At 55.8% G+C, this 7,446-nt stretch carries 6 protein-coding genes; all 6 read left to right on the forward strand.

The features are described 5' to 3' along the window. The first annotated feature begins 248 nt into the window (after window positions 1–248). Window positions 249–980: a bifunctional demethylmenaquinone methyltransferase/2-methoxy-6-polyprenyl-1,4-benzoquinol methylase UbiE gene (gene ubiE / locus RMS03_RS02400; protein WP_310625518.1), complete on the forward strand. Its 732-nt coding sequence runs from the start codon at window positions 249–251 to the stop codon at window positions 978–980. A 27-nt stretch (window positions 981–1,007) separates the two neighbouring features. Next, a complete protein-coding gene (locus RMS03_RS02405; protein ID WP_310625519.1) occupies window positions 1,008–1,940 on the forward strand; it encodes a Tim44-like domain-containing protein in 933 nt (310 codons plus the stop codon). A gap of 59 nt (window positions 1,941–1,999) precedes the next feature. After that, window positions 2,000–2,581, forward strand: coding sequence for a hypothetical protein (locus tag RMS03_RS02410; protein WP_310625520.1), 582 nt, complete (start codon window positions 2,000–2,002; stop codon window positions 2,579–2,581). Beyond that, window positions 2,581–4,149: a ubiquinone biosynthesis regulatory protein kinase UbiB gene (ubiB, locus tag RMS03_RS02415; RefSeq protein WP_310625523.1), complete on the forward strand. Its 1,569-nt coding sequence runs from the start codon at window positions 2,581–2,583 to the stop codon at window positions 4,147–4,149. The genes RMS03_RS02410 and ubiB overlap by 1 nt, the downstream gene beginning before the upstream one ends. A 13-nt stretch (window positions 4,150–4,162) precedes the next feature. Beyond that, a complete protein-coding gene (locus tag RMS03_RS02420) occupies window positions 4,163–6,568 on the forward strand; it encodes a hypothetical protein (RefSeq protein ID WP_310625521.1) in 2,406 nt (801 codons plus the stop codon). 3 nt (window positions 6,569–6,571) lie between these two features. Continuing rightward, window positions 6,572–7,446: sodium:solute symporter family protein (locus RMS03_RS02425; protein ID WP_310625522.1), on the forward strand; the 875-nt coding region annotated here is incomplete at its 3' end.

Below are 7,446 nucleotides of genomic sequence, written 5' to 3' on the forward strand. Positions count from 1 at the left end.
CTTCAACGGCCTACTGCGCCAATACATCCCAAAGAAGCGCCGCATGGAAACCGTGACGGATGAGGAATTGACTATGATTGAAAATCGATTGAATCACCGCCCCAGAAAGCGACTAGGATTCAAGACACCTCACGAGGTATTTCATGCCTCGTTAAAGCGTGTTGCACTTCGTCCTTGAATCCGCCTTACCCTTAATTTTTGATTGCGTAGATTTTTTGCTGATCCCGTGGTGCAGAGATAATATGCATATGACCAGCACACATTTCGGTTTCAAAACCGTTGACGAAAAAGAAAAAGCCAAGCATGTGCGCGGCGTGTTTGATTCGGTTGCGTCCAAATACGACGTGATGAACGACCTCATGTCCGCAGGCTTACACCGCTTGTGGAAGCGCTACACCGTCATGGTGGCTAATTTGCGCGAGGGCTCGCAAGTGCTCGACATCGCAGGCGGTACGGGTGACTTGGCCATGGCCTTTGCCAAGAAGGTGGGAAAAACCGGCCGCGTGGTGCACACCGACATCAACGAAGCCATGTTGCGCACGGGCCGTGACCGATTGCTCGACCACGGTTTGGTCCTGCCCACTTTGGTGTGCGACGCTGAGAAGTTGCCTTTCCCCGACAACCACTTTGATGTGGTGAGCGTCGCCTTTGGTCTGCGCAACATGACGCACAAAGATGCAGCGCTGCGCGAGATGTGCCGCGTGCTCAAGCCCCAAGGCAAGCTGCTGGTGCTAGAGTTCTCCAAGGTGGCCAAGCCGCTGGAGAAAGCCTACGACTGGTATTCCTTCAACATCTTGCCCAAGCTGGGCCAGATGATTGCAGGCGATGATGCCAGCTACCGTTACTTGGCAGAGTCCATTCGCATGCACCCCGGCCAGGAGGAATTGAAATCCCTTATGAAACAAAATGGCTTTGGCCATGTGGACTTTCACAACATGAGTGCCAGCGTGGTCACACTTCATGTTGGAATCAAGTGCTGATACATTCAGACAACAGGAGATGATGTGATGAAAAAACTTTTAACAGCCCTTTTTGTGGTGGCCATGGCTTTGGCCACGATGCACGCTGAGGCCGCTAAACGGTTAGGCGGTGGTAAGTCGGTGGGCCAACAGTCCAGCAATGTGACACAGCGCGAAGCTGTCAAACCCGCACCTGCGACACCCGCAGCGCCCGCCGCTGCACAGCCCAAAAAATCTTGGGGCATGGGCGGTATGTTGGGCGGCTTGGCCGCTGGCTTAGGTCTGGCTTGGTTGGCACACTCATTGGGCTTGGGTGCTGAGTTTGGTCAATTCTTGATGTTCGCTTTCTTGGCTTTGGTCGCCATGATGGTGATCGGTGCCGTCATGCGTCGCCGTCAGCCTGAGGCAGCCAATACCAGCCCTTATGCCTTTGAAGGCGCTGGCGCGATGAGCCCCAACACCTTGCCGCAGTACAACCCCAAGAATGTGGGCAACGATTCTTCGGCTCGTCCCGTGGACACGCAAACTGACTTTGCGCCCACCAGCGGGGGCTCCATGATTGGCTCCGCATTGGGCGGCAACCAAACTTGGGGCATTCCTGCTGACTTCGACATGGCTGGCTTTGTCAACGCTGCCAAGCAAAACTTCATGACCTTGCAACAAGCATGGGACCGCTCAGACATCGCCTCACTGCGCATGATGATGACCGACAGCATGCTGGACGAAATCAAATCCCAGTTGGCCGAGCGCGAAGCCACTGCCAACGGCCAAGCCAATCACACCGAGGTGGTCATGCTCGACGCACACCTGTTGGGTATTGAGGATGTAGGTAGCAACTACATGGCCAGTGTGGAGTTCTCAGGCCTCATCCGTGAAGAGCCATCCTCTGGCCCCACTCCGTTCCGCGAAGTCTGGAACATGACCAAGCCCAAAGATGGCAGCTTGGGCTGGTTGGTCGCGGGCGTGCAAGCCTTGCAATAAACCTGCAAGAAATCCGGGTGTCCTCAGAAGGGCGCCCAAACAGGGAATAATTGGGGACTATGGCAACACAGTCCCCTTTTTCTTGGTTGGCCGACGCAGCAGACACGCTGCGCGCCCAACTCCTCGCAGACCTTCCTTCCTCATTCACGCAACCCGCATGGGTGGTGGCTGAGGTTCAGCAACGCGTGGTGCTGTTTTTGAACCATGTGCTCATGCAAGAGCCCGCAGCCCGCGACCGCTTGCAGCGCCAAAGGGGCCGCTATGTGCAAGTGTGCTGGCGCGACCAAGTGTTTCAATGTGCCTTCACGCCGGCGGGCTTGGTGGAGTACATCGCACCCGATTCCGGCGCCAAAGCTGCCGACCTCGTGCTGCGTGTGAACGAACCCTCACCTTTTGAATTGGTCAAAACCGTGTTGGAAGGCGACAAGCCCGCCATTCGCATTGAGGGTGATGTGCAGTTAGCCGCCGAGGTGAACTGGCTGATTGACCACGTGCGTTGGGACCCAGAAGAAGACGTGGCCCGCCTCATTGGCGATGCCCCCGCCCACACCTTGGTGCAAACTGCCAAGCGTGCCGTGGACGCGCTACGCAGCTTTGTGCAACAACAAGCGCAACCGCAGGCTCAGAAAGCCGCGCCATGATGACCCGTTTGTTGCGCGGTATCTACATCGTCTTCATCGTCTTGCGTTACGGTTTGGACGAGCTGGTGCTCACCAGTTTTCAAAAGCCGGGCTTGCGTTTTCTGGCCCGCATCGTGTCGGTGGGGCGCGATTTGTCGGCCCCACGTGGCCAGCGTTTGCGTGAAGCGTTGGAGCACCTCGGCCCCATCTTTGTGAAGTTTGGCCAAGTGCTCTCGACCCGTCGTGATTTGTTGCCGCCCGACATCGCCGATGAGTTGGCCTTGCTGCAAGACCGTGTGCCACCGTTTCCATCCGATGCGGCCGTGGCCATCATCGAGCGTGCATTTGGTCGCCCGCTCAGCGAGGTGTTTGTGGATTTCACGCTCCACCCCATCGCCAGTGCCTCCATCGCCCAAGTGCACTTTGCCGTCATCCAAGACCGCAGCGGTGCCACGCGCGAAGTGGCGGTCAAAGTGTTGCGTCCGGGCATGTTGACCGTGATCGACAAAGACCTGAGCCTCATGCGCATGATGGCCGGTTGGGTGGACCGCCTCAGTGCCGATGGCAAACGTTTGAAGCCTCGCGAAGTGGTGGCCGAGTTTGACAAGTACTTGCACGACGAACTCGACTTTGTGCGCGAAGCAGCCAATGCTGCACAACTGCGTCGCAACATGGAAGGCCTAAACCTCGTGTTGATCCCCGAAATGATTTGGGACTTTTGCCACAACGACGTCATCGTGATGGAGCGTATGAAGGGCGTGCCCATCAGCCAAACCGACCGCTTGCGCGAAACGGGCGTGGACATCCCTAAGCTGGCGCGCGATGGCGTGACCATTTTCTTCACCCAGGTGTTTCGCGATGGTTTTTTCCACGCCGACATGCACCCCGGCAACATCCAAGTCAGCTTAGAGCCCGCCACCTTTGGCCGCTACATCTCGTTGGACTTTGGCATCGTGGGTACGCTCACCGAGTACGACAAAGAGTATTTGGCGCAAAACTTCACCGCTTTCTTTCGCCGCGACTACAAGCGCGTGGCCGAGTTGCATGTGGAGTCCGGCTGGGTGCCCGCCGACACGCGGGTGGACGAATTGGAGTCCGCCATTCGTGCCGTGTGCGAGCCTTACTTTGACCGTCCGTTGAAAGAAATTTCACTCGGCATGGTGCTCATGCGCTTGTTCCAAACCTCGCGCCGCTTCAATGTCGAGATTCAGCCGCAACTCGTGTTGCTGCAAAAAACACTGCTCAACATCGAAGGCTTGGGCCGCCAGCTCGACCCCGAGTTGGATTTGTGGAGTACCGCTAAGCCGTTCTTGGAAAAGTGGATGCTTGACCAAGTTGGTCCGAAAAAACTGTGGGATCAACTGCGTGCCGAAGCGCCGCGCTACGCCAAGCTCTTGCCCGAGTTGCCCCGTTTGGTGCACGACTTTTTGAAGCACCGCCAAACCGACGGCCATGCCCAGTTGCAACAGCTCATCGAAGAGCAACGCCGCACCAACCGTCTCTTGCACACGCTGCTGTATTGGGTGCTGGGTTTTGTGGGCGGCGCGTTGCTCACCTGGTCGCTGCCTCGGCTGTGCCTGCATCTTTGAAAGGACAACACTTATGAGTTTGAATGCAGAGCTGGCTTTGACCAAGACAGAGGAAGATGTCAAAGATGCCTATATCAAAGCGCTTGGACTGAAGAAATACAACAAGGGTTTGGTGGATATCCAAACCGAAGAAATTTGGTTTGAAGCCAAAGAAGCGGCGACCCCGCCAGTGCTGATGTTCACTCAGCTTTTGTTTTATGTGCGCGATGCCCGTAAAAAGGGCGAGCACATTCCGCCCTTCTTGGCCGTCATCGACCGCGAAAAAGCCGCCATCATGGAGATCGCCAAGGCACTGCCCATCATGGCCGACAAAAGCATTGCTTGGCCCAAATCCGCCTCGGCGGTGGATAAGACAATTGCCATGCAAGCTGCGCCCTACATTGAAGCGCACTTCGTGGTGTACAAAATGGACAGCCACGAACAAGAGTTTGTGCAGGCGGTCAAAACGGCCATCAAGGCAGGCAAACTGATCCGCACACCGATCTCCCCTGACAACTTGCGACAAGTGTTTGACAAGTGGGTGGTGATGGTCGGGCGTGAGATCGATGGGGTCAGTGAGGCTGACTACGCCTTGCTCTTTTTTGCCGACATCATGCACGACGGCACTAAGGCCACCATCAGCAACTTGCCCGCGCGGTTGTTGCACGAAGACGACAAGCCCTTGTTTTTATTGAACGGCAAAACCTACGAGCTCGGCAGCGACAGAGGCTATCGCAATTTCTGGGCCATTTACCACCGTCCCCCTGATGAAGCGTACCGCGCCTACCTGCTGGAGCGGCGCGACAGCTTGCTACCCTTGGATGAGCGCAGTTTCAAAGGCGCTTACTACACGCCTTTGCATGTGGTCGACAAAGCCTATGACTTGCTGGCACAAGCGCTGGGCAAGAACTGGCAGCAAAACTACATCGTGTGGGACATGTGCTGTGGGGTGGGTAATCTAGAGGTCAAGCACAGCAACCACCGTCATATTTTTATGAGTACGCTTGATCGGGCGGACATTGATGTGATGCACGCCAGTCACACCTGCGTGGCGGCGACCAAGTTTCAATACGACTACTTGAATGACGATGTGACTGACTTTTGCCAGTTCGACTACAGCCTGACCAACAAAATGCCACTGGAGTTACGACAAGCCATTGCAGACGCTAATGCCAAGAAAAAAGGCGCAAAGAAAATTTTGGTGCTAATTAACCCACCCTACGCCGAAGCCATGAACGTGGACAACACCACCCAAGCGAATGGCCAAAACTCGGAGCTCAAAAAAGGCGTTGGGCAAACCCGTGTGGCCGATTGCATGGGCAATTACGGCTACGCCAGCCGCGAGTTGTTTGCCCAATTCATGGTGCGCATTCAAAACGAAATCCCCAACGCAGTGCTGGCCATGTTCAGCACGCTGAAGTACGTCAACTCGCCCAACTTTGAACAACTGCGAACCCATTGGCAGGCCAAGTATCTCAATGGTTTTGTGCTGCACAGCAAAGCCTTTGATGGTTTGAGGGGTAATTTCCCGATTGGTTTTTTGCTCTGGGACACCAGCAAGAAAGAGCCCTTGAGCCAAGTGAGCACGACAGCACTCGACAAAGACGGGCAAGTGATCGGCTGCAAAACCTTTTACCGCAGCGTCGATCGACTGCCCTTGAGTGCGTGGATCGTGCGTCCTCGCTCCAACCAACAAGACGCGATACCACTGAAGAATGCCATCACCCCGAGCACCAGCACCAAGGACGTGCGCGGTGATAAATGGGCCGACGATGCGATTGGCAGCATGATTGTGTTTGGCAACGACATGCAGCATGCGGCACAAGGCACGGCCTTGCTGTCCTCTGGGTATGGCAATGCAGGGGCCTTTTTTGTGACCCCAGAGAATCTTTGGCAAGCGGCCATCGTGTTTGCTGTGCGTCGTCTCATCAAGCCGACTTGGCTCAACGACCGCGATCAATTTTTGCAACCCAACCAAGCGCTGAGCGAGGCGTTCAAAACCGATTGTTTGATGTGGATGCTGTTCAACGGGAGCAATTTGAGCGCGGGTGCCAACGGCTTGGTGTGGAACAACAAGCCGTGGTCTTTGGTGAATCACTTTATCCCGTTCACCGAAGTCGAGGTGGGGGCCTGTGAGAGGTTTGAATCCAACTTCATGCAGCGCTATATGGCCAAATTGAAGTTCTCGCAAGAAGCGCAAGCCGTGTTAGCGGGGGGTAAAAAGCTCTGGGCGCAGTACCACGCCACGCGGTTTGAAAAAAAGATTCGTGACGAGTTCAAACTCAATCGCCCAGATGTGGGCTGGTATCAAATCCGCCAAGCACTCCAAGCCCACGGCAGCGAAGTGGCGGTGGACTTCACCTCGTTCAAGCACGCGTATGAACAGCTCAGTGCCAAGCTTCGCCCGCAGGTGGATGCACTTGGTTTTTTGCGGAGTTGATCCGTGCTGCTCACACTCGTCATCGTCTATTTGCTGGTCACCATTGCCATTGGTTTGATGGCGGCCAAGCGCGTTCAAAACTCGTCTGACTTCGCCATTGCAGGTCGTCACCTGCCGATGGCCATGATCGTCACCACCACCTTTGCCACGTGGTTTGGTTCAGAGACGGTGCTGGGCATCCCCGCCAAGTTTGTGAATGGGGGTTTGCACGGCGTGGTGGAAGACCCGTTTGGTGCGGGCTTTTGTCTCATCTTTGTAGGGTTGTTCTTTGCGGGCAAGCTCTACCGCATGACGCTGCTCACCATCAGCGACTACTTCCGCGAGCGCTATGGCCGCGTGGTGGAGGTGGTGTGCTCACTCATCATCATGGTCAGCTATCTTGGCTGGGTGTCGGCACAGGTCACGGCTTTGGGCTTGGTGTTCAACCTGCTCTCAGATGGTGTGGTCAGCATGGAACTCGGCATGGTGATTGGCGTGGCGTCCATCTTGGCCTACACCTTGTTTGGCGGCATGTGGTCGGTGGCCATCACCGACTTTATCCAAATGATCATCTTGGTGGTGGGCCTCTCCATCTTGGCGGTGTTTGCCGCAGACCAAGCGGGCGGTGCTGACAAGGTGATCGCGTTGGCCATCAGCCAAGACATGTTCAAGTTCTGGCCCGAGCCCAACACCAAAGACGTGTTGTTTTTCTTTGCCTCGGCCATCACCATCATGCTGGGCTCCATTCCACAGCAAGACGTGTTTCAGCGCGTCATGTCGGCCAACAGCATCAAGGCCGCCACGCATGGCCCCGTGATTGGTGGTGTGTGCTACATCTTGTTTGCGTTTGTGCCCATGTTCTTGGTGGTGAGCGCCATGCTCATCATGCCCGAGCAAGC

Origin of the sequence: Limnohabitans sp. (genome assembly GCF_031538885.1) — a bacterium.
GTDB lineage: Bacteria > Pseudomonadota > Gammaproteobacteria > Burkholderiales > Burkholderiaceae_C > Limnohabitans.

Coding starts and splice junctions, on each gene's coding strand:
- RMS03_RS02410 (WP_310625520.1), top strand. CDS start 2,000: ATGGCAACACAGTCCCCTTTTTCTTGGTTGGCCGACGCAGCAGACACG.
- RMS03_RS02405 (WP_310625519.1), top strand. CDS start 1,008: ATGAAAAAACTTTTAACAGCCCTTTTTGTGGTGGCCATGGCTTTGGCC.
- ubiE (WP_310625518.1), top strand. CDS start 249: ATGACCAGCACACATTTCGGTTTCAAAACCGTTGACGAAAAAGAAAAA.
- RMS03_RS02420 (WP_310625521.1), top strand. CDS start 4,163: ATGAGTTTGAATGCAGAGCTGGCTTTGACCAAGACAGAGGAAGATGTC.
- ubiB (WP_310625523.1), top strand. CDS start 2,581: ATGACCCGTTTGTTGCGCGGTATCTACATCGTCTTCATCGTCTTGCGT.